The sequence below is a fragment of the Anaerobium acetethylicum genome, from assembly GCF_900096945.1.
GTDB classification, from domain to species: Bacteria; Bacillota; Clostridia; order Lachnospirales; family Lachnospiraceae; genus Anaerobium; species Anaerobium acetethylicum.
The window spans coordinates 36,484-62,497 of record NZ_FMKA01000019.1 but is presented as its reverse complement, the minus strand read 5'-3'; the positions used below and the strand labels follow the sequence as shown (position 1 = coordinate 62,497).

The window sequence follows — 26,014 nt, the reverse complement described above, 5'->3', positions numbered from 1 at the left end:
TCAGCAAAAGCATAAAAGGAGCTTCAAAAAGTGATGCCATCAGCATAGCATAAAATGGCACTCCTGAATACGACGCCGAGTTTTGAATCACTTACCGATGGAGTTATCAAGTATGCTGTCTACATCGTAAACACTGTTGACAGCAATGAGAGAATGTTTCTAAAGTCGCCTTAAGTAAAAAATAAACCTCGTTACTATACCCACACTGGGCATGGTAGCGAGGTCTATTTTTTATTCTTTATTTTCTACTTCAACCGCCTTCTTTCGAGCATAGCTGGCTCGTCTGTTCTTCCTGTTTCGCTCGGCTTGGCAATCCCAACTGTCACAGTATAGTTGACGGCTCGAATGTCTCACAAAATATTTACCGCAGGCAAGGCAGGAGAGTATGGAGCCTTGTGATTCAAAATATTTTAGATCTTCATCTACCGGCGGTGCAACGTCAGCTACCATTCTAGAAAAGGTGTACCAACAAATATCAAATACCGATTGAATGTCGGCTCCGTACATCACTTTACCAGTTTTCTTGTCTAATTTTAGTCTCATCCGGAAGTCCGGGAACATATCAATCACTTGGGAAACATGATTATTATAATTTTCTAAAATATTTGCCTTGTATTCCTCATCATCCTCGTATTGCCTATATCGTTCCAGAAAAGCGAGACTGTCACAAATGCGTCCCTCGTAGTATAGATTTCTTGCGTAGTCAACTTCGCCGTAATTTTTCAATCTTCTTAGGGCAAAGTACAGTTCAAACATAGTGCCCAGATTGCATAAGTCCTTTATGAATTGTTTAACGTAGAATGTGGCTTCGTCCTTAATCAAATCCATGTAAATAATATGTGCAAAGTTCTCACTTTCAAGTATTTCATAAAGATTATCAATAACATAAGGATGAATATTGTTTCTACACCAATCCCAGACGGCATCTGAAATAGACTCAGTGCTGTCTGGGTTATTTAATTTCCCGTAAAGATTACATAGGCTAACCAACAGTTCTTGGCCTGTCAGAGAAGTATCAGTACCGCTTTGGGGAGCATGACCCCCTGTGAATATAGGTTTAATTATTTCGCTATCCTGGTCATAGTCCGGGATATACTCAGGAAATCGCACAGCCCTGTATATCATTTCACCTACGCCGCCTATTTCAACAAAACCAAGATTTTCTACCGGTAGTCTTTTCATATCATTCACCCTTTGATTGTAATCGTTTGTGTAAGCGTTGAATATTTAACTTAGCTTACATTTTATTATACAATGGCATTAAATACAAGAGCAAATTATAAAACTCTTTGATTTATGTTCTTTGACAAGTGAATAGTCCACTCGCAAGAGATACTTTTGTAGTGCCGCCGCCACGATGGTGTAAACCAGAGCGCCTCTACTACAATCGGACACGAGGAGACCACGAACAGGTGGATGCCTTAGGAATGGTAGCAAATGGTGGATGTAGAAACCAAAACAAATATCAAGATAAGGAGGAAAGAGCAAATGGAGAAAACAACCATGAGTGTGCAGGAACTGTCGGCACAGATGGGCATTAGCCTACCGAAAGCCTACGCACTTGTAAAATCGCCGGGTTTCCCAACCATACGAATTGGTACAAGGATATTGATTCCGGTTGATGCCTATAAGGAATGGCTACTAAAAAACTCGGCACACAGATAATGAAAATGCAAATTTTACGGAGAGGAGGTGGACGAGATGGCGAGCGCAATGCAGGAACTGATGGATATGAAGATATGGATGTTGTGGCGCTGGGCAATAGATCAAAACGGTAAACCGACAAAGAAACCTTTTGCGGCTAAAGGAGGCGCAACTGGAACTGATGATACATGGAGCAATACATGGGTCACCTACAATGAGGCAGTAAAAGCAAAGGAGCATAATTCCGTTGCCGTTGGTGTTGGTTTCAAAATACCAACAGGCTATTACTTCATAGACATCGACCACAAAGTGCTTACAGATCAGCTTGTGCAGACGATTTTAGCAAGGCATGATTCCTATGCGGAATACTCGGTCAGTGGCACAGGCATACATCAATATGGCAAGTGTGATTTTACACAAATCCCTACCTACATTGACAAAAAAGGAAAATTAAAGCTCGACCGGCAGTTCTATATGAAGAACCCTAATAACGATTTGGAACTGTATATCGGAGGCATCACAAATCGCTTCGCCGCCTATACCGGTAACATCATCGAGGATAAGCCCCTGCGTGAGTGTACCGCAGCAGTTCTTACGACGCTTGATAAAAATATGCGACGTAAGGAAAAAACCAAGTACAGTGCCAAGCGTGACGGTGACCGCGCCAACTTCGACATTGTCTGTAATCTCCGTAAACAGAAAAACGGAGAAAAGTTCAAAAAGCTATATGATGAGGGTGATATCTCCGGGTATGGCTCACAGTCAGAAGCGGATGCAGCACTATGTGCATTGATTGCATTTCGCACTGGGCCTGATTCTGCAGCTATTGATGATATCTTTCGCAGTTCTGCTCTCTATCGTGAAAAATGGGAGCGTGAGGATTACAGAGAAGCTACCATTGCTACCGGTATTGATGCCTGTCATGGTGCTTTTCATAAATCCAAGATGGAGCATCCTTATTTTATTAAATTTAATGAACAGACCGGAGAGCCTTATGTCAGCGTACCGCTCCTTGCAAAGTATGTGCGAGAACACCTCCGCTATGTGCTTGTAAGGGATAACGGCAAACAGGGCCTTATAAAATATGTCTATGAAAACGGCTGTTATCGGCTTTATGCCGACAATATGCTGATGGGCATTATCAAGCAGTACATTGCAGATTATGATGAGGAACTTGTTAAGATGGGAAAAGTCAGTGAAACCTTGCAGCATATCACTACCGACCTTAACTATGTTAGCCAAGAGGAGTTGAATGCCGATGAGGATTTAATCAACTTCAGCAATGGCTTGCTCCGTATTACTGCAAATAATGCCACTCTCGCTCTACACAGCCCAGATATTCTCTCTACCATACAAATTCCATGTAGCTGGACAGGCAAAGAGACACCAACACCAGTATTTGACAGATATATGCACACGCTCACAAATGGCGATAAAGCCATAGAGCAACTACTCCTTGAATTTATCGGTGTATGTATCTCCAACATCAAAGGATGGCGAATGAAGAAAGCACTGTTCCTTGTTGGAGATGGTGATACTGGCAAATCTCAGCTAAAGAGCCTCGTAGAGCGATTGCTTGGCAAAGGAAATTTTATCGGTATTGACCTTAAAGAAATAGAAGCCAGATTCGGCACCGGCGCAGTTTACGGCACACGCCTTGCTGGTAGCTCCGATATGAGCTTTCTCTCAGTGGATGAACTGAAAACCTTTAAGAAAATAACCGGCGGCGATAGCCTTTATGCCGAGTTCAAAGGGCAGCAAGCCTTTGAGTTTAATTATAACGGTCTGCTCTGGTTTTGCATGAACAGACTTCCCAAGTTTGGCGGTGATGATGGCAAATGGGTTTATGATCGCATTATGGTAGTTCGCTGTCCTAATGTCATTCCCAAGAACAAGCAGGATAAAACGCTCCTTGACAAAATGTATGCCGAGCGTGATGGCATCGTCTATAAAGCTGTTAATGCACTTCAAAGAGTTATTGCTAATGGCTACCGTTTCTCGGAGCCAGACAGCGTAAGTCTTGCAAGAGAAAAATATATGTCAGAGAACAACACAGTGATCTCTTTCTATGAAGAGTGTATGTATGAATGGCCCAATGGAAAAATCAACAAGCACTGCACCACAGGCCGCATCTACAAGGTTTATCAAGGTTGGTGCCGGGAAAACAATAATGGCTTTGCAAAAACAGCAAAGGAGTTCCGGGAGACCCTCGCTTTACACCTCGGATCGGATTATTCTACAATCACCACCCGGCAGAATGGCAACACCTACTATAAGGATTATTCGCTCACGCTTGAGGCAAAAGAGCAGTTTTCGAGGGAATATGGCTATGACGATACTGAATTCTTATAAAAATGGTAGCAGTAGTAGCAGTGCTGGTAGCAGTAAAAATCACAACTGCTACCACGTTAAATGCCCACAGTGCAAGCCTTTGAGGGCAATTGGTAGCAGTTGTAGCAGTCTTATAACTTCTTAGCAAAATTTCAAAAAAGTTGGTACAGAGAAATAAAAGAATTCAAATATTATACGGAGTGTGAGTATAAACACGTCCGGTACTGCTACTTCTGCTACCAACTGGCTGGAAACTCTTGATATACCTCACTTTTCTGCAGTAGCAGTACCAAAAGACTCTGCTACCAGTTCTGCTACTACTGCTACTAAAAAATCAATATGAAGGGAGGAACATGAAGCTAATTGACTTACTTTATGGCAGAAACCACAACAGTATCAAAGGTAAACTCTATCTTTGCAACCGTTCCGGAACCCCTGTGACAGTAACAAAAGAAATCCGCTATACCCTCACTGACGGGCAGTCAACTGTCCACATCAATGGTTACGATGATCTGTCCGAATACTGCCGTACTGCTGGATATACCTATCTTTCTGGCAAAGCAGTATGAACGCAGGAACCTTATACCCGGACAGTTGATATGGCTTAAGCTCAAAAATGAGCTAAAGTTTTTGGTACATCCCACAACAATAATTTAGGAGGAATTTAAAATGGCAAACTATCCACTTACAAAAATGAATAAGGAAGGAACGCTCCTTCACCCGCAACACTCATACTACTCTGATGAATATGCAAAGAACACATTTGATTTATTCCTGTCAGATTGCATCGTTGAAGATGAACATGGAAAACTGCACAAGTATTATCGTCTCCATGCAAAAAAGGCTCACAATATTGAAATGGCTTTTGCCTATGATATTCATTGCCCAAATTGTAAAAGCAGTATGCTAAAGCAAATTGGCAGTTCACTCAATTATAACGAACTAGGCCTATACAGATGCCCTGTTTGTGACAAGAAATAAGGAGGAAAAAATATGATTGCTTATACTGAAAGATTACCCTATACCGGCTCTCCGGAATATGACAAGCATTTCTGGAACGCCATGCGCGGCAACGATAGCAGTTATGCCGAACTCTCAAAAGGCCGCAACATTGAAACTGGCACTTATGCCATGCCGAACACCGCCAACAATAAGTACATGGCTGCTCTTCAGAAAGAAAGCCTGTTCCGCAATATTGGTACGCTTATCAAGGCATACGACTTTGGCTACCGTATATTCGCCAAGAACAGCAATGACCTTGCCCAGTGGGTGCCGGAAAGTGATGTCATCCCAATTTACGAGGGTATAGATGATTTCACCATCAGCACTGTGGATAGCTGGAAACTGGCTGCTTTCGTAAAAATGGACGAGGCTTTCGTTCGTGATGCTGGTTTTGATATTGAAAACTACCTTATTAACCGCTTTGCTAAGAACTTTGGCAGAGCCGAGGACAATGCCTTTATAAACGGCACTGGTATTCAAATGCCCACAGGGATTCTGGACGCAACCAATGGAGCAGATGTGGGCATTGCCACTGCTGAAATTACCTACGATGATGTTATCAGCCTGTACTTCTCCGTAAAGCCGGAATACCGCAGAAATGCAGTATGGCTGATGAACGATGAAACTGCACTTGCTTTGCGCACTCTTAAAGACAGCGCAGGGAATTACCTCTGGCGCAATAGCGATGATACCATTCTCGGAAAAAGAGTCATCATCTCCGAATATATGCCAAATACTGAATCAGACAGCAAGCCTATCGCCTTTGGTGACTTCAGCTACTACTGGGTTATTGGCAGAAGTCCTGTCAGTGTCAAGGCGCTCTCAGAGAAGTTTGCTCTACATGACCAGATTGGATATCTTGCCTTTGAGTTCCTTGACGGTAAACTTATCCGTCATGAGGCAGTGAAGGTAATTCAGATAAATACCGAGGCCATCGGATAAGACATACGGGGATAGGCACAGTGGATATTCTGCTGTGCCTTTTACTCTGAAAATGTGCTTTTTTATGGTGAGATTCGCACTGGATTTATCACTTTTATATGTAGTTTATCTTTATTGTGCCTTTAATACCCCGTTTGAATTCGCGTTTTTTTGCGCGTTACCCCACGCCCGTTGTCCAATCAAAAAGGTGTAGAGATCAGACCACCCCCTACCGGTCAATAAACAATATAAAGGGAGTAACAATTCGTTACGCCATATCGAGAGGAGGAACTTCTATGGGAGAAAAAACCATTAGCGTTACCGAAAAAGTAATCGGTGATACGCTCTATATTATAGAATCGGCAGTCAGTAGCACTGCCAAAGAAACCGCTTATGACAAGCTGAAACGCATGATACTTAATGACACCGTAAGCCTTGAAACAAAAAAGGCTTCTTAACCTAAATAACTTGACTTCTTCACAGTAGTACGGGAATATAGAGTACCGCTTGAAGACTGTCGGAAAGGAGGTAAATATGAATAACAGACAGTCTAATACTGCTGTGAAGAACAACGATAAAATAACCGCTCTGTACTGCCGTCTCTCACGAGATGATGAGTTGCAGGGAGATTCAAACAGCATTAAAAACCAGAAGACTATTTTACAGAAGTACGCAGATGATAACGGCTTTTCTAACACAGAATTCTTTGTAGACGATGGCTATAGCGGCACGAACTTTGACCGCCCCGATTGGCAGCGTCTTTTATCCCAAGTGGAAGAAGGCAACATCAGCACCGTTATTGTAAAGGACATGAGCCGCCTTGGGAGAGACTACCTAAAAGTTGGCTATTACACCGAGGTTTTGTTTCCCAGCTCTGATATCCGTTTCATAGCAATAAACAACAATGTGGATACTGCCAATCAGCAAGACAGCGATTTTACACCGTTCCTAAATATCATCAACGAATGGTATGCCAAGGATACGAGCAAGAAAATCCGCTCCGTCTTTAAGTCAAAAGGTCAGTCCGGCAAGCCGCTCTGCACCAATCCACCTTATGGCTACACTAAAGACCCGGAAGATAAGACACACTGGATAGTTGATGAAGAAGCTGCTAAAGTGGTAAAAGAGGCGTTTCACCTATGTATGCAAGGTTATGGTCCTACTCAGATAGCTAAAGAGTTTAGCAAACGCAGGATAATGAATCCAACGGCTCATGCTAAGGCAAGCGGAGTCAATATCCCTGACAACAGAGGTCATAACGATGATTATATCTGGCGAGGCAGTACAATCGTTCATATGCTTTCAAGGCAAGAGTATTTAGGGCATACGGTCAACTTTAAAACTTATCGCAAGTCCTATAAAAACAAGAAGCAATTAAAGAATGACCCATCAGAATGGATGATTTTCGAGAATACCCACGAAGCGATTATTGAGAAGCCTGTGTTCGAGGTAGTTCAGAAAATCCGCGATGGCAGACGCAGGCTCACACCAATGGGCGAAATGCCAATCCTTTCCGGTATGCTCTTCTGTGCTGATTGTGGAGCTAAGCTATACCAAGTACGCCATCGAGGTTGGGAGCATGATAAGGAGCATTTCGTGTGTGCTACCTACCGCAAGATAAAAGGTGGGTGCAGTTCTCACCAGATACGCAATGTGGTCGTTGAGGAATTGCTCCTTGACGGTATCCGACGGGTAACCGCTTTTGCCAGAGACCATGAGGATGAATTTGTGGAGATGGTCACTAAGAAAACAAGGATAGAGCTTGACAAAAGTATGCGCGAAGGCAAACGGGAGTTAGAGCAGTCACAGGCTCGTATCAGCAAGCTGGATGAAATAATCCAAAGGCTTTATGAGGACAATATCGAAGGTAAGATTTCCGATGAGCGATTCGCCAAGATGACCACCAATTACGAAGCCGAGCAGCATACCCTTGAAAGTCGAGTGGCAGAACTGAAATCTGCCATGACATCAGAAAAGGAAAGCTCACTGGGAGTAGACCACTTCCTCGCCTTGGTAAGAAAGTACACAGACATAAAGGAACTCACAGCGGAAATTATCCGGGAGTTCGTTGAAAAAATCTATGTTTACAAGGCAGAGCGCACTGATGGCAGACGAGTACAGCGTATCAAAATTGTTTATAACTGTATTGGCGAATTTGACCCCCCCGGTTTTACATCCACCACAAAGCAAGAAAAATCGGCATAGCCGTAACACTACCAAACTATGCCGATATTTTTCCGGGATTAAAAATCCCTAAGAAGTACCCTCTAAGGAGCGGCTTTTCCTCTCAAAGGTTATGGTAACGGCAAGCATATGCTTTCGTTCTTCGGCGGTATGCTTTTGATTGCGATTATTGATAAGCTGGTGCCGCCTTATAAGAACCCACATGAATCCCATAACATGGAAGAGATAAAGAACTACTGTGACAGAGAAAGTAATCTGAAGCTGCTCAGGGTAGGGCTGTTCACGGCGATTGTGATTGCAATTCATAATTTTCCCGAAGGAATGGCGACCTTCGTGTCAGCGATGCAGCAGCCAAAGCTGGGGATTGCGATTGCACTTGCGATTGCCATTCATAATATTCCGGAGGGGATTGCGGTTGCCATTCCGGTCTATTGTGCAACCGGAAGCCGGAAAAAGGCGATGGCATGGTCAGTGGCCTCCGGTTTGGCGGAGCCCCTGGGGGCAATGATTGCTTATTCCATGTTTTACCGGATTTTGGATGATAAGGTGTTCGGCCTGTTGTTTGCTGCCGTTGCCGGTATTATGGTATTCATCTCGCTGGATGAACTATTGCCGACGGCAAGGGAATATGGGGAACATCATCTGTCTATATATGGGCTTATAGCCGGAATGATCATAATGGCCGTCAGTCTTATTGTGCTTATATGATGCCTGGGATATTTGCGACTATAAAGGACATAGTCCTGAATAGTTACGAGAAATTATTGACATATGCCAAAAAAGAGATATAATAATAGTGTAAATAGCATATGCCAATAAACTATAGGAGGATACGAGATGAAAATAGCAATTCCGGTAAATGAAAAGTCAATGGATACAAGTATATGCATTTCTTTTGGAAGGACGCCATATTTCATGATATATGATACGGAAACAAAAGAAAGCCAGTTTCTGGAGAATGTTGCAGCAACAAGCCAGGGAGGCGCAGGCATAGCAGCAGCACAGGCGCTTGTCGACAGTGGAGCGAAGGCTCTCCTGACTCCAAGATGCGGAGAAAATGCGGCACAGGTTTTAACAGCTGCAGGAATGAAGATATATAAAACAATGAATGATTCAGTCAGTGATAATATTAATGCTTTTGTGGAAGGTAAATTGTCTGTACTTGATGAAATCCATTCGGGATTTCACGGACATGGAGGAAACTGAGATGAAAATAGCTGTACTGAGCGGAAAGGGCGGTACCGGAAAGACCCTGGTATCTGTTAATCTTGCTGCAGCAGCAGATAAAGCGCTTTACATAGACTGCGATGTGGAAGAACCGAACGGCTATCTCTTCTTCAAACCGGAAGGTGTAGAAACGGAGAAGATTTCAATCAGGCTTCCGGCTGTCTATGAGGATCGCTGTAACGGCTGCCGCAAGTGCGTTGAATTCTGCAAGTTTAATGCGCTGGCTTATGTCGGCAATAGGCTGATCGTATTTGACGAGGTCTGCCATTCCTGTGGAGGATGCATGCTGGTCTGCCCTGAAAAGGCAATCTATGAGAGGGATAAGCTTATCGGAGAGGTACAAAGGGGACGTTCGGAGAAGGTGACGGTGATAACCGGAATCCTGAATACGGGTGAGGCTTCTGGGATTCCAATCATAAAGAGGCTTCTGGAAGCGGGTGACAGGGAGGAAAGTGAACTGACTTTCATAGATTGTCCGCCGGGGAGCGCCTGCATCGTCATGGAAAGCATAAAAGAAGCAGATTACTGCATACTTGTTGCAGAACCGACCTTGTTCGGAGCGCATAACCTGAATATGGTTCATGAGTTGGTGGAACTATTTGATAAGCCATACGGGGTGGTATTGAACAAATGTATGGAAGGTGAGAATCCTTCGGAAACGTTATGTCTTGAAAAGGGAATGAAGATTTTGGGAAGGATACCCTTCGATAAAGAACTAGGAATCCTGAATTCCAATGCCTTGATTTCTGTCAGGGAGAGTGCAAAATACAGGCAGATGTTTATGGAACTGCTTCAGAATCTGAAGGAGGAGGTGCAGCATGAAACAGTTGTTAATCCTTAGCGGAAAAGGCGGGACAGGAAAAACTACGGTTGCGGGTGCTTTCATCAAACTTTCAGAAGCAAAGGCCTATGCGGATTGTGACGTTGATGCTCCGAATCTTCATCTGGTCATGCACATGGATTCAGAACCTAAAAAAACCAACTATTATGGTCTTCCGAAAGCAGAGATTGATAAAGATCTTTGTATAGAATGTGGCTTATGTATGCAGAACTGCAGGTTTGATGCCATATACAGGGAAGACGGCTATAAGGTAGATGCTTTTGCATGCGAAGGCTGCGGAGTGTGTGAGTTTGTCTGTCCAGTTGGAGCAGTTACATTAAAGCCCGCCATTGCGGGAGAGATGAAACTATATGAAGAGGACAGGATCTTTTCAACCGCCCAGCTGAAGATGGGAAGCGGAACGTCTGGAATGCTGGTCACGGAAGTAAAGAAGCAGATGATTCAGGCAGCAAAAGAAGGCACGGAATTTTCCATTATTGACGGGTCGCCGGGAATCGGCTGTCCGGTTATTGCATCCCTCAGCGGAGTAGACATGGTGCTCATCGTAACGGAGCCATCCATATCCGGAATCAGCGATATGGAAAGAATCATAAAAACGGCTGAGCGGTTCCAGACAAAGATTGCAGTATGCGTCAACAAGTACGATACGAACATCGCAAATAATGAAAAGATAGAGGAATTCTGCCGAAGGATGAATCTGGCTTCAGTTGGAAGGATTCCTTATGATACGGAAGCAGTAAAAGCAATCAATGAGGGACAGAATATTGTCGACCGGGATTGTGAATCGGGACGTGCAGTACGGAAAATATATGAGGAAACCATGAAACTGCTGTTCAGTGATACGCAGGCATGAAGTCCTGTTATATCATGATAAATAACACAGGACTGTACAGTCATATGTGGAGAAAGAAATTGTAAATAAGAAATTGAATATGTATAACAATGCAGAAATTAAAGATTGAACAGGAATAATAAAATGATGGAGGAAATAAAAATGAGAATTGCAGTAGCGAGCGAAAACGAAATGGTGACAGGACACTTTGGACATTGCATCAACTTCAATATTTACGATGCAGAGGAAAAACAGATTGTAAAAAGCGAATCAATCCCTAACCCTGGACACAGGCCTGGATTCCTTCCGAATTTCCTGAATGATATAGGTGTAAACGTCGTTATTTCAGGTGGAATGGGCGGTGGAGCCATTGATATTTTCAATGAAAAGTCTATCGAGGTAATAACAGGTGCAACAGGCCATGCGAGAACTGCGGCAGAGCAGTATCTGATGGGAATGCTAGAATCGACAGGTTCCGTGTGCCATGAACATCAGCATCACGACGAATGTGGTGAATAAAGCAAAAGGAGGAAAAACAGTATGAGAGCAGTAGTTGATGAGGAAAAATGTGTAGGCTGCGGAGCATGCGTTGACGTGTGTCCGGTAAGTGCAATTGAACTCAAAGAGGACAAGGCTGTCATTGGAGAAGCATGCATCGGATGTGGAGCTTGTGAGGGCGAGTGTCCGGTAAGTGCGATTTCAATGGAATAAGACTTGCGTAACCTAAGACTGGTAGAGGAATATGCAAGCGTTTGAGTGATGCATAAAAAGGGGCGGAGTGACTGCCCCTTTTTATGCATCACGGAATGAATTATCAAATAAAAGAATGCCCCTTTGTTATATTAACTGAAACAATTGAGGAGGATTTGTTATGAAGGAGCTAAAGTATGTCTACGGTCCGGTGCCCTCCAGAAGATTGGGGATATCCCTTGGAATAAGCCCGATTCCGAAAAAGACCTGTAATTATTCCTGCATCTACTGTCAGCTGGGCAGGACCGATCATATGACAAATACAAGGTCCTATTTCTTTTCGGTAGATAAAATTATCGAAGAATTTGAAGCAGTCATGAAAAAGGGAGTTTTCTTCGACGCAGTCACGATAGTCGGGGAGGGGGAGCCCACCCTGTATGCCGGCCTGGGAGAACTGATCGGAGAAATCAAAAAGAGAACTGAGAAGCCGGTAGCGGTCATAACCAACGGGGCGCTTTTATATGACTTGCAGCTTCAGCATGAAATAGGAAAAGCAGATATCGTTCTTCCGACTATGGATGCATATGATGAAGACTCTTTCAGAAGAATCAACAGGCCACATAAGAGTCTGAAGTTTGCAGATGTAAAAAGAGGGCTTGAAGAGTTTTCGAAAACATACGAAGGGCAGCTCTGGATTGAGATAATGCTGGTGAAGGGTATCAATGATGATGGAGAGAGTCTGAGAAAGTATTCTGAAATGCTGAAAGAAATCAGGTATGATAAACTTTATCTGAATACGCCGGTACGTCCTCCAGCTGAAGCCGGAGTGGAGGCAGCAGGACATGAAACGATGGAGCATGCGGCTGAACTTCTTGGAGGAATTCCGATTGATCTCCTTGAATCTGCAGGATTTCACAGCGACATAGATGAGGATTATCCCGCGGTTCTGAGCATCATAAAAAGGCACCCGATGAATCAGTTCGAATTGGAGGGATTTTTAAAGGCTCGAGGTTCCGCAAATCCGGAAGAGCTTTTAAAAAAATTAAGACAGGACAATGGGGTGAATGTCATTCATTATAAAGGATATGATACCTATCGGTTGAAATGAACCGTGAAACCAGAGTGGATTTTCCGAAAGGGGTGGGGGCATGGAGGAAAGTGAAAGAACGGCACTGATTGCCATTATCGTTACTTTTTTGCTGTTCGGGATTAAATACACGGCTGCTGTCATATCGGACAGTATAGCGCTGAAGGCAGAAGCATTCCATACTCTTGCCGACCTGATAGCTGCGCTAACCGTTTTTATCGGATTGAAGATTGCAAAACGAAAGACAAAGACATTTCCCTATGGGCTTTATAAGATTGAAAATCTTATATCGATCATTATAGCACTTGTGATTTTATATACAGGATATGAAATCATTTCCGAGATAATGGAAAATAAAACGATTGAACTGAGAAATATGACAGCTGCAGCCATTCTGATGCTGCTTTCGATTATAATTGCACTGTGGTTTACCATATACGAAAAGAAAATAGGAGAAAGGATAAATTCCCCCATTCTTGTGGCCGAAGCAATGCATGGGCGAATGGACGTATTCAGCAATGTTATCGTCCTGTTGGCCGTTCTTTCCGGTTTTGTCGGATTCCAGCTGGACAGGATAGCAGCATTTGTTGTCGTTGGATTTATAGCCAGGACGGGAATCCAGATGTTGGCAGACGGCGCCAGGGTTCTGCTGGATGCTTCGGTAGGTTATGATACGCTCAGCAAAGTCGAGAAGTATATCATGGACATTCCACAGGTGGTCGAGCTGAAGAGCCTGACAGGGCGCAATTCGGGACGGTTTAAATTTATAGAAGCCGACATTATATTGAAAACCCATAATTTAGATAAGGCGCATTATATTGCTGATACCATCGAAAAGAATGTAAAAAAAGAAATCAAAAATGTCGATCGGATTCTGATACATTATGAACCGCTTCAGAAGGACGAGGTGATATATGCCCTTCCGCTTGCGGAAGATGGGGTTTCTATCAGCTCTCATTTTGGAGAAGCTTCTCATTTCCTTCTGGTTGTATTTAAGGCGAAGCAGAAACAGGCAGTCAGGACAGAGGTTTTAAAAAATCCATTCAGCAGCATTGAGAAAGGGAAAGGGATTTACGCAGCGGAATATCTCGTTCAGAAGATGGTGGACTTTATAATTGTGAAGAACGGTTTTACGAATAAAGGACCAGCATATGTTTTTGCTGATTCTAATATAGAAGTGATCATAACAGATGCACAGACACCTCAGGCAGCCTTTGAAAAGCTGGGGCTGCAGTTTGAGGGGCGGATTTCAGCCGCTGAAAATGAAGAGTCAAATATATAATTTATAGAATTTAGAAAGTATGAGGAAACAAAGATGAATAATGCAACAAATTGTCAGGAGAAAGATAACAGAGACCTGTTTCAGGTTCTGGAAAATAAGACGCGTTCAGAAATGGCAAAGGAACTCTTTAAGGAGGGCTATAACTGTTCGCAGTCTGTTTTCCTGGCTTTTGCCGATAAATATGATATGGATGCCGATATGGCTTTGAAAATAAGCTCATCCTTCGGAGCGGGAATGGGAAGGCTTAGGGAAGTCTGCGGTGCAGTGACCGGTATGTTTATGGTGGCCGGTATGCTGTATGGGTATGCAGATCCAAAGGACAATGCTTCGAAGACGGAGCATTATAAGAGAATACAGCTGCTTGCGGGTAAATTCGAGACGGAGAACCGTTCGATTATATGCAGGGAGCTTTTAGGGCTTGGCAGCGGCAAAGATAGTCCTATACCCCAGATCCGTACAGATGAATATTATAAAAAGAGGCCATGCGTGGAGCTCGTAGGAATGGCTGCGGATATTATGGAGAAATATATTGAATCCAATCCGAAATAAATTTTGATGAAATAATTTTTATATAGAAATCCTCCCGCTATAGGTCGTAAGACTTTAAGGCGGGAGGATTTTGTTCGGAATTGATTATTATTCAGTTCTGCTTTTTTTGCGGCCACAGTAGTTATCTGGATTCTCTTTGTATAAACCGCGGATGGGTCAGGAATACGGACAGAATATATGCAGTGGCAGGTATGGCAAGTATGCAGCTTGCACCGCTGAAAAGTATACGAATGAATTCCTGAAAGAAGACCTTCGAATTGATGATTCTGGCAAGTGAGTAGCCTTCGATTTTAAATCGGATGATCAGCATCAGGGATTCGCCGAGATAGGCAAAAAACAGGGTGTTCGTCGTGGTACCGATAATATCCCTTCCAATTCGTATTCCGGAGTGGAACAGCTCAGCCAATCCCATTACGGGATGATTCTGATGGACTTCATACAGGGAGGACGAGATGGAAACGGAAGCGTCAAGTACAGCTCCGATCAGGCTCATAATGATCATTGCGGCAGCGACGTCGAGCATATCAGTTCTGATATTGGTGGAAAGCCCTGCCATTTCGTCCTCGAGCTGAGCTTCTTCGCTGAAACCGGCGATATTTGCTTCGCCTCCCATTATGTAGGAAGAGGCCATCATCAGGACGATTACGATCAGAACGGAAAGAAAGGAAGCCATCGATTTTTTGCTGATTCCTTCCGGATAGAAAAGCGTAACGGCGCTGATGATGATACAGCCTGCAACAGTTGTTGGAAGCGGGGGATAGCCGGCATAAATCAGGAATATGATTCCTGACAGCAAGATGCAGTTTGCTGTGAGGGTGATAAGGGATGTTGCGCCTTTGTCCCCGCCAATAAGAAGTATGAGCAGGACAAGTATCAGTACTAATGCCAGAAGCATAGATGTTTCCCCCCTTTCGTAAAGAGTATGGATATTACCAGTGAAACCGGAATTGCAAGGAGTATGCCGATGCTTCCAATCAGAAACCGGTAGATTTCGTAAGGCATGTACACGGAAATGATGTTTGCAGGCGGGATATCGTTCTTCAGTAGCAGAATGGTCATCGGAATGCCGCCGCATACGTAGGTAAATAGCAGGACGTTGATCATCGTTCCCATTATGTCATCGCCAATGGTGCGGCCTGATGAAAACAGGGCTTTTACCGTGACAGATGGATTCTTGCGCTGGATTTCATTTATGGCAGAGGACATCGTAATGGCAATGTCCATAATAGAGCCCAGCCCGCCGATCAGTATTCCGGAGAGGAAGATGGCGCGGGCATCCCCAGGCATAATCAGGTACTCCATATATGCAAAATCTATTTCCCTGCTGTTATTCATGACGACCATGAAAATCGCCATTGTCGTTGTGACTGACAATATTGTGGAGAGAACTGCAGCGAGGGTTTTCCGGCTGAATCCATTGAGAAAAGTCAGGGAGAACAGGGTGAAGAAAAGGGAGGCCAGTATACATACCGTCAGGATATCGGTCCCATCCTGATACCATGTCAGGAGACTATAAAACACGGTGATATTCAGGAACAGCGAAATCATGGTGAGCAGTCCTTTTCGTTTTTCAAGAAAGACAAGGAGCATCAACAGCGCGGAAAGAAGCAGGACCACATACTTATCTCTTTTTAACCCGGTGATGGTTCCGGAAAGGGAGGTACTGCCCTGTGAATTTAAGGTTATGAAAACCTCATCTCCTTTTGAAAAGGAATCCTGATACAGTTCCGATGAGAAAAAAGAGTTTTTTAATATAATGGTCTGTCCTTTGTAAACGCTGTTCATAATCCTGCCTTCCAGAACCTGGTCGTACAGGCTTTCTTCACTGTTGGAGCTTTTTGAGGCTGAATTGGAAGGTGCGGTATCGGCAGAGTCTATTCTGACAATCGGATTGTTATAGAAGCTATGGTTGTGGAAGGTGAATATATTGGCGCCCAGAAGTAAAACAAATACGGATACATAGAGAATCAGATTTTTTTTTATTATCTGCATTGTGCGTTCCCCTTTGTGTACAATTAGAATTTATTAAAAAGCCTATCACTGTTTTATAGTATTGTCAATTAAGAGAGCGTAATAGAATTGCTGAGTTATTGACATATGCCAATAATGAAGTTATTATTATAGGGATATAATGTTTGCATATTGTGAGCAGTATATTTGAAGAATATATTCAAACTGCTTCAGAAGTAACGATAAGTCAGAGGAAAGAATAAACAACGAAAATTTGTTTTAATCAGTAAAGGTGGATTATATGGCATATAGAAAAATCAGGGAGAACAGTGAAGAGTGCAGCATATTGCGTAAACGGTCTAAGCCAGTTGCAGTTATAGATGATAAAATCAGGGAATTGCTTGATGATATGGCGGAAACCATGTATAAGGAGAGTGGAGTCGGACTTGCAGCTCCACAAATTGGAATCATAAAAAGGCTTGTGGTAATTGATGTGGGCACGGGCATTCTGCCATGAGATCGATCATCTGGATGGTATTCTGTTCATCGATAAAATGATGGAAGAAGTGGAAAAGGAGTTGTCGTGGTAATTGGCATTTGACAACAATGTAACATGAGGGTATTATTGATATTAGCATATGCAAGTAAAGGAATCATCAGGAGGAGGGATTTGCGATGTTGAGAATAACGACATTGATTGAAAATAATGCAGATGATAAAAACAAACTCGTAAACGAGCATGGTTTGTCCCTTTATATCGAAGCTGACGGAAAAAAAATATTGTTTGATACGGGACAGAGTGGGGCATTTGTTCAGAATGCCGAGAAACTGGGCAAAGATTTGAGTGAGATTGATTGTGCGATCATCAGCCATGGACATTATGACCATAGCGGAGGATTCAGGAAGCTGGTGGGGTCAGTGCCGTCAGTTCCGCAGCTGATTGTCGGAAAGGGCTTTTTTGAAGCTAAGCATAAGTACTGTGAAGATGGAGAGACCAGTTTTATAGGAAACTCTTTTAACAGGCAGTATGTAGAAGACAGACAGATTCTTATTAAAGAAGTTGAAGAAGATATTTTCAGGATTACTGAAAATGTGATGCTATTTCATAATTTCAGACGGTCCAATGAATTTGAAAAGCTGAATGAGAAGTTTTTTATCGATCAGGGCGGTTCCCGTTTGACAGATGATTTTTCAGATGAAATTTCTCTGGGAATAGTGACGGATAAAGGTCTTGTAGTAGTGGTAGGATGTTCTCATGTGGGAGTTTTGAATATATTGGAGACAATTAAGGAACGTACAGGTCTTCCGATTTATGCCGTGCTTGGAGGAACACATCTGGTAGACGCGGATGCCGACAGGATTGCAAAGACCATGGCGGCATTCAGGAAACTGGGTATCAGCCGGGTTGCTGTTTCGCACTGCACCGGAAGCGAAGGTATAGCTGCGATGAGGCAGGAATTCAAGGAAAATTTCATATATAACAACGCGGGGAACGTTTTTACGATTTAAAGGAAGGCTTCAGGTAGCCCTTAATGATTATGTCTTCAAATATAAAGGATATAATCAGTAAAACAGTACTATAAAGGATGGAGCCCTGGATAGTTAAAAAATTATATAGCAGGATGGTATAACAATGAATTATGATGAATTTACAGATAAGGTAATTGACCACTTCATGTGTCCGCGTAATGTGGGCAGTATGATTAATCCAGACGGAGTCGGCAGATTCGGGGAGCCCGGATGTGGGGATTCCCTGGATATTTATATTAAGGTAAAAGACAATGTTATAGAAGAAATCAGTTTTCTGGTATTTGGATGTGTTGCGGCGGTAGCGACGAGCAGCATGACCACAGTGCTTGCAAAAGGAAAAACCCTGGAAGAGGCTCTCAAGATTACAAATCATGATATTGCAGATGCACTCGACGGACTCCCTGAAAACAAGCTCCATTGTTCGGTGCTGGGGGCAAATGCCTTGAAAAATGCAATTGATGATTACTACAGAAGGACTTCGCAGGTATCAGAATAATCGGGGCGAGCTATGGAAAGCGGCTTTAAGCCGGAATGGATCATATCCATTCTGTTTGAAAAATAGAAAAACAGGAAAGATAGGAGATTAGAAAAATGTCAGAAAACACAAGAAGCTGCTCAGACAGCAGCTGCACAGCATCATCATGTGAAGGATGCGATAAGAATCCAAAGAGTTTGCTGGAGGAATTCAACAGCGATAGTTCCGTTAAAAAAGTAATCGGTGTAGTCAGTGGAAAAGGCGGCGTTGGAAAATCATTCGTGACTGCAATGCTTGCAGTTCTTATGAGAAGGAAAGGCTACAGGGTCGGAATTCTGGATGCTGATATTACAGGTCCTTCCATACCGAAAATGTTTGGAATCAATAAAGTTGCCGGAGGAACAGAGCATGTCATATTCCCGGAAGAGACGGATGAAGGAATCAAAGTCATGTCCGTCAACCTGCTTCTTGAAAATGAAGAGGATCCGGTTCTATGGAGAGGCCCAATCCTGGGAAATGTTGTAAAACAGTTCTGGACAGATGTGTTATGGGAAGACCTTGATTACATGTTCATTGATATGCCGCCTGGAACAGGAGATGTGCCCCTTACGGTATTCCAGTCTATTCCTCTTGATGGAATCGTAATCGTATCCTCTCCTCAGGATCTTGTATCCATGATCGTCAAAAAAGCCTACAACATGGCAAAAATGATGAATATACCTGTACTTGGACTTGTTGAGAACATGAGTTATGTGAAATGTCCTGACTGTGGAAAGGAAATCAACATATTTGGAGAAAGCAAGCTTTCTTCAGTTGCAAAAGAAATAGGGATCGATGTTTTAGGAAGGATTCCAATCGATCCTGATATTGCAAAACTTGCAGACAGAGGACTGTTTGGCAGGTTTAAGGCGAAATATCTGACAGAGGCAGCAGATGAGATGGATGCCAGAATGATGAACGAAGAAGCTGCAGTAAAATAAGGTTAAGTCATTCAGATTGATGTTATAAAATCATCATGCTAACAATCGTAAATAAGTATCAGGATAAAGGCTGCAGGCAGCTCTCTAAAGAGTATGTCTGTGGCCTTTTTTTTGAACAATAAAGATAATTATTGGCATTTGACAATAATTATCTTAAGGAGTAAAATGAAATTAGAATGTAACGAAATGTGTGATGAATCGGGTCTGACAGAAAGAAAGTGGAATTCAACAGACAAGGCATCATTTTTCAGATAGTAGCAAGGGTTGTAAATGAAGGGTGGATTTTGTGGAGAACAGTTCTGAACAGAAACTTCGATTGTACAAAACAATATTATCAAAAAACGGGATAAAAAATACCAGACAGAAGGAATGTATTCTGCTTGAGCTGATTCGTTCCGGTACACATCTGACAGCGGATGAAATCTATCAGCACCTTGAACAGCAGAAAATTGGCATTGCGACTATATACAGGAATTTGAAGCTGTTTAAAAGCCTGAATATTGTCAAAGAGATCCCGATGAACGGTGTGAATTATTATGAATTGAAAATATACAGCAAAAAGCCTCTTCATATTCATTTTAAATGTACGAAATGCAATGCCCTTATGGACATTGATGAAATTGAAATCAGCATGGAATACATCAAATTGAATCAGAAGATAGAAGAAAAGAAAAACCTTGAAGTGACGGATGCTAATATTATGCTGCTTGGATTATGTTCAAAATGCAGAGAGAAAAGGGGATGAATATTTTGCCGGGAAGAGATGGGAAATGGAGCATTGCGACCTTTCCCATTCAGAATATTTTAGGGACGGAGGATAATAGAATGAGAGAATCCAATACATTCATTTGGATTGCTTTATTTGCCGTGAGCGCAATGGCTGTCAACAGCGTAGGGATTTTCTTTGTCTATAAGAATAGAAGCTGGGCAGAAAAATCGAAAGAATATTTCATGTGTTTTGCAGCAGGGGTTCTGATTACGTCCCCACTCATTATTGCTTTTCCTCAGGCTCTTGAGAAGAATGCGGATGCAGGATATGCAGCACTGGCAGGGTTTGTCTTTATGTTTTTCAGCAATCAGATCATAAAACACAGGACGAAGCAACCGGAACTGGCTTTTGGAATCACTGCACTGGAGGGAATTGGAATACATTCGGTAATAGACGGAATTATATATTCTGTCACATTCAGCGCAAGCATTGTTGTCGGTGTGTTATCTGGAATCGGACTGGTTGTACATGAATTTGCCGAAGGAGTCATTAGCTTTACGGTTCTGATCAAAGGTGGATACTCCAGCAGGAAGGCGGCATTCTATGCCTTTCTGGTGGCAGCCCTGACTACACCGGTAGGTGCTTTTGTGGCATATCCTTTCGTTAAGAGCCTGAACGACACGGTTCTGGGACTTGCATTGGGTTTTGTGGTGGGGGTTCTGATTTACATATCAGCAGCGCACCTGCTGCCCGAGGTTCGTGAGAATGAACGTGGACATGCCTATGCTGCTTTTGTTCTGGGTGTGGCGTTGTCGATTTTTATGGCAGCTGTAAAAAAATAAATAGATGGAAGATATGGAGTTAGGGAAAATTAATGTTGTATTAAATGGCCTTGGTTAGTATAATTAGATTACATATAAAAAACGATGGATTTATCTGAAATTAAAACGATCATAGCAGTGATGAGGGGCAGTTGGTGCCCTCTTGTTACCCTGTGGGATAGAAGGTGGTATAGTTGAAACTGTATGCAGTCAAAAAATATTCCTATCTGTTTCTTGGATCTCTATCTTTGGTTTTTGGCATAACTGGTGTTTTTATCCCGGTACTTCCGACCACCCCCTTTCTGCTGCTTGCTTCCTTCTGTTATCTGCGAAGCTCCGAACGGATGTATCAATGGCTGATCAATCATAAAATTTTTGGGGCGTATCTATATTGCTATCTGACTTATAAGGCAATCCCCGGAAAAACAAGAATTGGAACAATAATCTTCCTATGGGCAACATTGTCTGTTTCCATGCTCCTTTTGCCATCACCGCATATCAGGATTTTTCTGGTTGCAGTTGGAATAAGCGTGACGATCCACCTTATGACTTTAAAAACGCTAAGCCGCGAGGATATGAAGGCACTAAATGATTTGTATGATAAAAAGCCCAAAGAACAGGAACTATCAAATGAGGATTAAAGGAGGGATATATTTTGGCAAAATACACATGTTCTATTTGCGGTTATGTTTACGATGAAGTAGCCGGCGATCCTGACAGAGGAATTGCACCAGGTACAAAATGGGAAGACGTTCCGGAGGACTGGACCTGTCCATTATGCGGTGCAGTGAAAGCTGACTTTGTGGAAGAGAAACGGAATAAAGAGCCTGTTAAGAAAGATGTGAATGTTGTAGAAAATGAAGCGGACAGCATGAGGGAAATGTCATTTGGAGAAGTCAGCGCATTATGTTCCAACCTTTCTAAGGGGTGCACGAAGCAATATCGTTCTGAAGAAGGTGAGCTGTTCAGTCAATTAGCCGAATTTTACAAAACGATAAGCAGTAATGCAGGGGAAGGCGGGTTAAAGGACATCAGCCTGCTTGTTGAGCAGGATCTTGCTTCCGGGTATCCGGCGGCGAATCCGATTGCAGCGGATGTATCCGACAGAGGCGCCCTCAGAGCGCTGGTGTGGGGAGAAAAAGTAACGAGAATTTTGAATTCTATCCTGAGCAGATATGATAAGCAGCAGGACTCCCTATTGGAAGGCACTCATATTTATGTATGCGATATTTGCGGATTCATTTACATTGGGGACGAACTTCCGGATATATGTCCGGTTTGCAAAGTCCCAAACAAAAAAATCATCGAGGTCATGAGGGGGTAGGGAGAATGCATGCAGTTAGAAATATAAGTTTATGTACGAAAGATTGTCTCTGCTTATATGTTTGCCCTACAGGAGCGACAGATACAGAAACAGGCCAGATTGATGCGTCAAAGTGCCTGGATGGATGCCGTATATGTGTTGATGCTTGTCCATCCCATGCGATTTCACTTGTTCCTGAGGAGTTTCCGGCTCAGCAGGAGAAGACGGAAGCCGTCAGGAAATCTCTGCTATCATTAGCTGAAAGCAAAATAAAGCAGGAAAAGATGGCGGCAGCTATAGAAATGAAATCAGATAACCCGGGTTTGCGCCAACTGGCAAAAGCCATAAGCATATCTAACAGGCTTATGGCAGAAGACCTGATTAGGGAATCTGGCTACATGCTTCCTCAGAGCCAGAATGTGCAGGACTTCCTTCAGTCGTTGCTGGATACAGATCAGCCGGAAGGTTTTCCGAAAGAGGCGGCAGAAAGATTATTGGAAATTCTTAAAAAGGATAAAAATAAGGAGGACAAGAAAATGGATGAAAACAAAACACTTGATAACCTGATGGAGGCATTCGCCGGAGAATCCCAGGCAAACAGGAAGTACCTGGCTTATTCAAAGAAGGCAGAAAAAGATGGAAAGCTTAACGCTGCAAAGCTGTTTAAGGCTGCATCAGATGCCGAGACTATCCATGCACTGAAGCATTTTGAAGTTGCGGGTAAGGTTAGTTCAACAGCTGATAACCTGAAGGATGGCATTGCAGGCGAGACCCACGAGTATCAGGACATGTACCCGGATTTTGTGAAAACTGCAGAAGCAGAAGGGAACAAGGCAGCACTCACTTCATTCACATATGCCATGAGAGCGGAAGAAGTCCATGCGAAGCTTTATCGGGATGCTTTGGAAAACATTGATCAGACGGAAGAGGTCTTCTATTATCTGTGTCCTGTATGCGGCAATATCGAAAAGGTGCGTCCGGATAAATGCAGTATCTGCGGAGTGCCTGGAGACAGGTTTATCCAGTACTAATATTCTGGTACGGATTCAGGACTTCGCTCATCAGAGCGGGACAGGGGTTTAGTACAGTTAAGCCAGTTCAATAAGCGTGAGTGAAAAAACAATATAAGGAGGTAATGAATATGCCTGATTTTGGAAATCCGTTTTCCGGATTAAAGAAAGACCATAAGATTAGCGACCAGGAGCTGATCAGAGCAATCCGGTTTATGATTGCTGCAGAATATGAAGCAATCCAGCTTTATATGCAGTTGGCTGAATCGACAGACAACAAGCTGGCAATCGAGGTGCTTAAGGATATTGCTGATGAGGAAAAAGTGCATGCCGGGGAGTTTTTAAGATTGCTGAAAGAGCTTGACCCGGAGGAAGAAAAGTTTTATGCGGAAGGTGCAGAAGAAGTAGAAGAAGAGATAGAAAAGATGAAAAAAAGATAGATAATGCAGCTGAAAAGACAGGCCGTAAACATTTGCAAAGGTTTACGGCCCGTCTTTTTTCGGATTTGCGGTACTCGTCAGGAAAATGCCGGCTGAAAATCAGTTCATTGCTTTACATAAATATAACACAAAACACATTGACAAACATCTATGCGTTTGGCTATAATCATGACATAGATAAATGTCTATATGTGGAAAATAAGCAATGGATTTTGAAAAGGGGATATGACTATGGAGCTGCAAAAAGCTTATGCACCTGTTTTTAAAGCACTGGGTGATGAGACAAGATTAAAAATAATCGAAATGCTGTCATGCGGGGAACTTTGTGCGTGTGATATTCTGGCCTGTTTTGAAATCACCCAGCCTACGCTTTCCTATCATATGAAGATACTGACGGAATGCGGACTAGTGACAAGCCATAAAGAAGGCTCGTGGATCAGATACGGCAACAATAAGGAACTGATTGAGGAAGTTAAAAAATTCTGGAATACCATAACAACAGAACGGGAAGATTGTATCTGTAAGGATCAGAAGGAGGTCAATGCATGCGAATAGTAATTATTGGTGCAGTGGCTGCCGGGACATCAGCGGCAGCAAAGGCAAGAAGGAATGACGAAACGGCGGAAATCGTAATTTATGAGAGGGACAGCTATATCTCCTACTCGGGATGCGGTATGCCGTATTATATAGGCGGAGAAGTAGAGAATGCCAGGGAGCTGACTCCCCGAAATTCTGCATTTTTCAAGAGCAAATACAATGTTGATATTCTGACGGGACATGAAGTACTGTCCATAGATGCGAAAAACAAAATTTTGGAAATTAGAAATCTTTCAACCGGAGAAATCCTGAAAGACAGTTATGATAAGCTGGTGATTGCAACCGGCGCATCAGCAGTCCTGCCCCCGATTCAGGGGGTGGAGGCAGACAATGTATTCACCCTGCGAAACATTGGTGATATGAACAGAATCAAGGCGTATCTGAATGAACATGCTCCAAAGAAAGCAGTCATCATCGGAACGGGATTTATAGGTCTTGAAGTGTGCGAGAACCTGAAGGGGCTTGGCATCGATGTGACGCTGGTTGAGCGTCTTCCACAGGTTACGCCAGGGCTTGATTCTGACATGGCAGTCTATGTGGAGGACCATCTGAGAAAGAATGGCATTCCAGTTTTGACAGGCGCTTCCGTGACAAGAATAGAAGGCAACAGGGTTATCCTGGAGGACGAAAGAGAAATCGAAGCAGACTTTGTGCTGGTTTCGACAGGGGTAAAGCCGAACACAGATCTGGCTGTCAGGGCTGGAATCGAGCTGGGTATTACAAAAGCGATTCAAGTAAATGAAAAAATGATGACAAATATAGAGGATATCTATGCCTGCGGCGACTGTGCCGAACAGTATCATGTTGTGACCGGGAAGCCGGTCTACCGCCCGATGGGCTCTACCGCAAATAAAACGGGAAGGATTGCAGGTGACGTGGTCACGGGAGGGGACCTGGCATTCAGGGGGATTCTTGGAACCGGCATCTTCCAGATATTCGGCATGACAGTGGCGCTGACCGGCCTGTCTGAACGGGAAGCTCAGAAGGAAGGGTATGAGGTGGAAGTCTGCCATAACATCAAGCCAAACAAGCCTGAATACATGGGTGGCCAGGAAATGGTCATCAAGGGAATCGCAGACAGGGCAACCGGAAGGATGTTAGGTGTGCAGATTGTCGGATTTGAAGGCGTTGACAAAAGGATAGATGTCTTTGTAACCGCCATCACTTTCAAGGCAAAGGCAGAAGATTTATTCCATCTGGATCTGGCCTATGCGCCACCTTTCTCAACGACAAAGGATCCCGTCATGTATACCGGCATGATCCTGGATAATGCAATGAGCCAGGGCAGAAAATTGATCACTGCAGATAAACTGGCAGCCCTAATAGAGTCAGGCGAAGGCTATCAGCTGATAGACGCCAGGGTATCAGCCCAGTATGAGAAGGACCATATTGAGACGGCGGTGAATCTTCCGCATGGAGAGCTGAGAGAGCAGCTGAAGGATCTGAATCCGGAAGCGGTAACCATTACTTACTGCAATAAGGGAGTGACTGGGAATGCTGCTCAGAACATACTTCTGAATCACGGTTTTCAGGAGGTATATAATATTTCCGGCGGCCATAAGCAGTTCCGGAAAGTAAGAAAATAAGGTGACTGTTCAGGACATAGTCT

Annotated in this window: 32 protein-coding genes; 29 read left to right on the top strand and 3 right to left on the bottom strand. The window is 43.3% G+C overall.

What is annotated here, in order from left to right; translation table 11 throughout:
- Positions 1 to 231 precede the first annotated feature (231 nt).
- Positions 232 to 1,182 (bottom strand): hypothetical protein, encoded by a 951-nt coding sequence (locus tag BJR36_RS13690; RefSeq protein ID WP_091235330.1) that lies wholly within the window; start codon positions 1,180 to 1,182, stop codon positions 232 to 234.
- A gap of 306 nt (positions 1,183 to 1,488) precedes the next feature.
- Between BJR36_RS13690 and BJR36_RS13685 the strand changes: the two genes are divergently transcribed.
- From BJR36_RS13685 to BJR36_RS13610, 16 genes are all read left to right on the top strand, one after another.
- Positions 1,489 to 1,665, top strand: a complete 177-nt coding sequence (locus tag BJR36_RS13685; protein ID WP_091235351.1) for an excisionase family DNA-binding protein — start codon at positions 1,489 to 1,491, stop codon at positions 1,663 to 1,665.
- Positions 1,666 to 1,701: 36 nt separating this feature from the next.
- On the top strand, positions 1,702 to 3,996 hold the full coding sequence (locus tag BJR36_RS13680; RefSeq protein WP_207648875.1) for a phage/plasmid primase, P4 family: 2,295 nt from the start codon (positions 1,702 to 1,704) through the stop codon (positions 3,994 to 3,996).
- 332 nt (positions 3,997 to 4,328) lie between these two features.
- On the top strand, positions 4,329 to 4,544 hold the full coding sequence (locus tag BJR36_RS13675) for a hypothetical protein (protein ID WP_091235328.1): 216 nt from the start codon (positions 4,329 to 4,331) through the stop codon (positions 4,542 to 4,544).
- Positions 4,545 to 4,644: 100 nt separating this feature from the next.
- Positions 4,645 to 4,956: a hypothetical protein gene (locus tag BJR36_RS13670; protein WP_091235326.1), complete on the top strand. Its 312-nt coding sequence runs from the start codon at positions 4,645 to 4,647 to the stop codon at positions 4,954 to 4,956.
- Between the two features lie 12 nt (positions 4,957 to 4,968).
- The gene (locus BJR36_RS13665) at positions 4,969 to 5,919 is read left to right on the top strand and encodes a phage major capsid protein (RefSeq protein WP_091235324.1); all 951 of its coding nucleotides are present in this window, start codon (positions 4,969 to 4,971) and stop codon (positions 5,917 to 5,919) included.
- 275 nt (positions 5,920 to 6,194) lie between these two features.
- Entirely contained in the window at positions 6,195 to 6,356 is a 162-nt protein-coding gene (locus BJR36_RS13660; protein ID WP_021655359.1) for a transposon-encoded TnpW family protein, read from the top strand.
- A gap of 76 nt (positions 6,357 to 6,432) precedes the next feature.
- The gene (locus BJR36_RS13655) at positions 6,433 to 8,103 is read left to right on the top strand and encodes a recombinase family protein (RefSeq protein WP_091235322.1); all 1,671 of its coding nucleotides are present in this window, start codon (positions 6,433 to 6,435) and stop codon (positions 8,101 to 8,103) included.
- Positions 8,104 to 8,211: 108 nt separating this feature from the next.
- Positions 8,212 to 8,790, top strand: a complete 579-nt coding sequence (gene zupT, locus BJR36_RS13650; RefSeq protein WP_091235320.1) for a zinc transporter ZupT — start codon at positions 8,212 to 8,214, stop codon at positions 8,788 to 8,790.
- Positions 8,791 to 8,919: 129 nt separating this feature from the next.
- Positions 8,920 to 9,288: a NifB/NifX family molybdenum-iron cluster-binding protein gene (locus BJR36_RS13645; protein ID WP_091235318.1), complete on the top strand. Its 369-nt coding sequence runs from the start codon at positions 8,920 to 8,922 to the stop codon at positions 9,286 to 9,288.
- A gap of 1 nt (position 9,289) precedes the next feature.
- Positions 9,290 to 10,150: a nucleotide-binding protein gene (locus BJR36_RS13640; RefSeq protein WP_091235316.1), complete on the top strand. Its 861-nt coding sequence runs from the start codon at positions 9,290 to 9,292 to the stop codon at positions 10,148 to 10,150.
- Positions 10,128 to 11,003, top strand: coding sequence for an ATP-binding protein (locus BJR36_RS13635; RefSeq protein ID WP_091235314.1), 876 nt, complete (start codon positions 10,128 to 10,130; stop codon positions 11,001 to 11,003). The genes BJR36_RS13640 and BJR36_RS13635 overlap by 23 nt, the downstream gene beginning before the upstream one ends.
- A gap of 141 nt (positions 11,004 to 11,144) precedes the next feature.
- Positions 11,145 to 11,501 (top strand): NifB/NifX family molybdenum-iron cluster-binding protein, encoded by a 357-nt coding sequence (locus BJR36_RS13630; protein ID WP_091235312.1) that lies wholly within the window; start codon positions 11,145 to 11,147, stop codon positions 11,499 to 11,501.
- A 21-nt stretch (positions 11,502 to 11,522) separates the two neighbouring features.
- Positions 11,523 to 11,693 (top strand): 4Fe-4S binding protein, encoded by a 171-nt coding sequence (locus BJR36_RS20915; RefSeq protein ID WP_091235310.1) that lies wholly within the window; start codon positions 11,523 to 11,525, stop codon positions 11,691 to 11,693.
- A 160-nt stretch (positions 11,694 to 11,853) separates the two neighbouring features.
- A complete protein-coding gene (locus tag BJR36_RS13620) occupies positions 11,854 to 12,780 on the top strand; it encodes a radical SAM protein (protein ID WP_091235308.1) in 927 nt (308 codons plus the stop codon).
- Positions 12,781 to 12,820: 40 nt separating this feature from the next.
- Positions 12,821 to 14,041, top strand: coding sequence for a cation diffusion facilitator family transporter (locus tag BJR36_RS13615; protein ID WP_091235306.1), 1,221 nt, complete (start codon positions 12,821 to 12,823; stop codon positions 14,039 to 14,041).
- Between the two features lie 33 nt (positions 14,042 to 14,074).
- Positions 14,075 to 14,590, top strand: a complete 516-nt coding sequence (locus BJR36_RS13610; RefSeq protein WP_091235304.1) for a C-GCAxxG-C-C family protein — start codon at positions 14,075 to 14,077, stop codon at positions 14,588 to 14,590.
- Positions 14,591 to 14,711: 121 nt separating this feature from the next.
- On the opposite strand, the gene BJR36_RS13605 is transcribed toward BJR36_RS13610, so the two are convergent.
- Positions 14,712 to 15,485, bottom strand: coding sequence for a YibE/F family protein (locus BJR36_RS13605; RefSeq protein ID WP_091235302.1), 774 nt, complete (start codon positions 15,483 to 15,485; stop codon positions 14,712 to 14,714).
- Positions 15,470 to 16,582 carry a YibE/F family protein gene (locus BJR36_RS13600; RefSeq protein WP_091235300.1) on the bottom strand — a complete coding sequence of 371 codons (1,113 nt, stop codon included), beginning with the start codon at positions 16,580 to 16,582 and terminating at the stop codon, positions 15,470 to 15,472. Before BJR36_RS13600 ends, BJR36_RS13605 begins: the two co-directional genes overlap by 16 nt.
- A gap of 259 nt (positions 16,583 to 16,841) precedes the next feature.
- Between BJR36_RS13600 and BJR36_RS13595 the strand changes: the two genes are divergently transcribed.
- The 13 genes from BJR36_RS13595 (at position 16,842) to BJR36_RS13535 (ending at position 25,991) form a co-directional block, all read left to right on the top strand.
- Entirely contained in the window at positions 16,842 to 17,057 is a 216-nt protein-coding gene (locus BJR36_RS13595; RefSeq protein ID WP_330387932.1) for a peptide deformylase, read from the top strand.
- Complete coding sequence (locus tag BJR36_RS21170; RefSeq protein WP_408605722.1) at positions 17,032 to 17,130, top strand: peptide deformylase; 99 nt, start codon at positions 17,032 to 17,034, stop codon at positions 17,128 to 17,130. Before BJR36_RS13595 ends, BJR36_RS21170 begins: the two co-directional genes overlap by 26 nt.
- A gap of 85 nt (positions 17,131 to 17,215) precedes the next feature.
- Complete coding sequence (locus BJR36_RS13590; RefSeq protein WP_091235298.1) at positions 17,216 to 18,049, top strand: MBL fold metallo-hydrolase; 834 nt, start codon at positions 17,216 to 17,218, stop codon at positions 18,047 to 18,049.
- 124 nt (positions 18,050 to 18,173) lie between these two features.
- Positions 18,174 to 18,566 carry an iron-sulfur cluster assembly scaffold protein gene (locus tag BJR36_RS13585; protein ID WP_091235296.1) on the top strand — a complete coding sequence of 131 codons (393 nt, stop codon included), beginning with the start codon at positions 18,174 to 18,176 and terminating at the stop codon, positions 18,564 to 18,566.
- Between the two features lie 95 nt (positions 18,567 to 18,661).
- A complete protein-coding gene (locus BJR36_RS13580; RefSeq protein ID WP_091235294.1) occupies positions 18,662 to 19,525 on the top strand; it encodes an Mrp/NBP35 family ATP-binding protein in 864 nt (287 codons plus the stop codon).
- A gap of 316 nt (positions 19,526 to 19,841) precedes the next feature.
- Positions 19,842 to 20,270 (top strand): Fur family transcriptional regulator, encoded by a 429-nt coding sequence (locus BJR36_RS13575; protein WP_242875578.1) that lies wholly within the window; start codon positions 19,842 to 19,844, stop codon positions 20,268 to 20,270.
- Positions 20,240 to 21,076, top strand: a complete 837-nt coding sequence (locus tag BJR36_RS13570; RefSeq protein WP_207648874.1) for a ZIP family metal transporter — start codon at positions 20,240 to 20,242, stop codon at positions 21,074 to 21,076. The genes BJR36_RS13575 and BJR36_RS13570 overlap by 31 nt, the downstream gene beginning before the upstream one ends.
- 173 nt (positions 21,077 to 21,249) lie before the next feature.
- Positions 21,250 to 21,696, top strand: a complete 447-nt coding sequence (locus BJR36_RS13565) for a YbaN family protein (protein ID WP_091235290.1) — start codon at positions 21,250 to 21,252, stop codon at positions 21,694 to 21,696.
- A 14-nt stretch (positions 21,697 to 21,710) separates the two neighbouring features.
- Positions 21,711 to 22,379 (top strand): rubredoxin, encoded by a 669-nt coding sequence (locus BJR36_RS13560; RefSeq protein WP_091235288.1) that lies wholly within the window; start codon positions 21,711 to 21,713, stop codon positions 22,377 to 22,379.
- Positions 22,380 to 22,384: 5 nt separating this feature from the next.
- Positions 22,385 to 23,389, top strand: coding sequence for a ferritin family protein (locus BJR36_RS20755; protein WP_242875577.1), 1,005 nt, complete (start codon positions 22,385 to 22,387; stop codon positions 23,387 to 23,389).
- A gap of 110 nt (positions 23,390 to 23,499) precedes the next feature.
- On the top strand, positions 23,500 to 23,808 hold the full coding sequence (locus tag BJR36_RS13545; protein WP_091235286.1) for a ferritin family protein: 309 nt from the start codon (positions 23,500 to 23,502) through the stop codon (positions 23,806 to 23,808).
- A 231-nt stretch (positions 23,809 to 24,039) separates the two neighbouring features.
- Positions 24,040 to 24,363, top strand: coding sequence for an ArsR/SmtB family transcription factor (locus BJR36_RS13540; protein ID WP_091235284.1), 324 nt, complete (start codon positions 24,040 to 24,042; stop codon positions 24,361 to 24,363).
- Positions 24,354 to 25,991 (top strand): FAD-dependent oxidoreductase, encoded by a 1,638-nt coding sequence (locus BJR36_RS13535; RefSeq protein ID WP_091235283.1) that lies wholly within the window; start codon positions 24,354 to 24,356, stop codon positions 25,989 to 25,991. Before BJR36_RS13540 ends, BJR36_RS13535 begins: the two co-directional genes overlap by 10 nt.
- The last annotated feature ends 23 nt before the right edge of the window (positions 25,992 to 26,014 follow it).

Bases quoted from the DNA above. Each gene is read 5' to 3' on its own strand.
- BJR36_RS13685 (WP_091235351.1), top strand. From the start codon at position 1,489: ATGGAGAAAACAACCATGAGTGTGCAGGAACTGTCGGCACAGATGGGC.
- BJR36_RS13535 (WP_091235283.1), top strand. From the start codon at position 24,354: ATGCGAATAGTAATTATTGGTGCAGTGGCTGCCGGGACATCAGCGGCA.
- BJR36_RS13615 (WP_091235306.1), top strand. From the start codon at position 12,821: ATGGAGGAAAGTGAAAGAACGGCACTGATTGCCATTATCGTTACTTTT.
- BJR36_RS13580 (WP_091235294.1), top strand. From the start codon at position 18,662: ATGTCAGAAAACACAAGAAGCTGCTCAGACAGCAGCTGCACAGCATCA.
- BJR36_RS20915 (WP_091235310.1), top strand. From the start codon at position 11,523: ATGAGAGCAGTAGTTGATGAGGAAAAATGTGTAGGCTGCGGAGCATGC.
- BJR36_RS13590 (WP_091235298.1), top strand. From the start codon at position 17,216: ATGTTGAGAATAACGACATTGATTGAAAATAATGCAGATGATAAAAAC.
- BJR36_RS21170 (WP_408605722.1), top strand. From the start codon at position 17,032: ATGTGGGCACGGGCATTCTGCCATGAGATCGATCATCTGGATGGTATT.
- BJR36_RS13585 (WP_091235296.1), top strand. From the start codon at position 18,174: ATGAATTATGATGAATTTACAGATAAGGTAATTGACCACTTCATGTGT.
- BJR36_RS13640 (WP_091235316.1), top strand. From the start codon at position 9,290: ATGAAAATAGCTGTACTGAGCGGAAAGGGCGGTACCGGAAAGACCCTG.
- BJR36_RS13635 (WP_091235314.1), top strand. From the start codon at position 10,128: ATGAAACAGTTGTTAATCCTTAGCGGAAAAGGCGGGACAGGAAAAACT.
- BJR36_RS13645 (WP_091235318.1), top strand. From the start codon at position 8,920: ATGAAAATAGCAATTCCGGTAAATGAAAAGTCAATGGATACAAGTATA.
- BJR36_RS13570 (WP_207648874.1), top strand. From the start codon at position 20,240: ATGTTCAAAATGCAGAGAGAAAAGGGGATGAATATTTTGCCGGGAAGA.
- BJR36_RS13595 (WP_330387932.1), top strand. From the start codon at position 16,842: ATGGCATATAGAAAAATCAGGGAGAACAGTGAAGAGTGCAGCATATTG.
- BJR36_RS13665 (WP_091235324.1), top strand. From the start codon at position 4,969: ATGATTGCTTATACTGAAAGATTACCCTATACCGGCTCTCCGGAATAT.
- zupT (WP_091235320.1), top strand. From the start codon at position 8,212: ATGCTTTCGTTCTTCGGCGGTATGCTTTTGATTGCGATTATTGATAAG.
- BJR36_RS13660 (WP_021655359.1), top strand. From the start codon at position 6,195: ATGGGAGAAAAAACCATTAGCGTTACCGAAAAAGTAATCGGTGATACG.
- BJR36_RS13545 (WP_091235286.1), top strand. From the start codon at position 23,500: ATGCCTGATTTTGGAAATCCGTTTTCCGGATTAAAGAAAGACCATAAG.
- BJR36_RS13605 (WP_091235302.1), bottom strand. From the start codon at position 15,485: ATGCTTCTGGCATTAGTACTGATACTTGTCCTGCTCATACTTCTTATT.
- BJR36_RS13675 (WP_091235328.1), top strand. From the start codon at position 4,329: ATGAAGCTAATTGACTTACTTTATGGCAGAAACCACAACAGTATCAAA.
- BJR36_RS13680 (WP_207648875.1), top strand. From the start codon at position 1,702: ATGGCGAGCGCAATGCAGGAACTGATGGATATGAAGATATGGATGTTG.
- BJR36_RS20755 (WP_242875577.1), top strand. From the start codon at position 22,385: ATGCATGCAGTTAGAAATATAAGTTTATGTACGAAAGATTGTCTCTGC.
- BJR36_RS13620 (WP_091235308.1), top strand. From the start codon at position 11,854: ATGAAGGAGCTAAAGTATGTCTACGGTCCGGTGCCCTCCAGAAGATTG.
- BJR36_RS13610 (WP_091235304.1), top strand. From the start codon at position 14,075: ATGAATAATGCAACAAATTGTCAGGAGAAAGATAACAGAGACCTGTTT.
- BJR36_RS13540 (WP_091235284.1), top strand. From the start codon at position 24,040: ATGGAGCTGCAAAAAGCTTATGCACCTGTTTTTAAAGCACTGGGTGAT.
- BJR36_RS13630 (WP_091235312.1), top strand. From the start codon at position 11,145: ATGAGAATTGCAGTAGCGAGCGAAAACGAAATGGTGACAGGACACTTT.
- BJR36_RS13690 (WP_091235330.1), bottom strand. From the start codon at position 1,182: ATGAAAAGACTACCGGTAGAAAATCTTGGTTTTGTTGAAATAGGCGGC.
- BJR36_RS13600 (WP_091235300.1), bottom strand. From the start codon at position 16,582: ATGCAGATAATAAAAAAAAATCTGATTCTCTATGTATCCGTATTTGTT.
- BJR36_RS13655 (WP_091235322.1), top strand. From the start codon at position 6,433: ATGAATAACAGACAGTCTAATACTGCTGTGAAGAACAACGATAAAATA.
- BJR36_RS13670 (WP_091235326.1), top strand. From the start codon at position 4,645: ATGGCAAACTATCCACTTACAAAAATGAATAAGGAAGGAACGCTCCTT.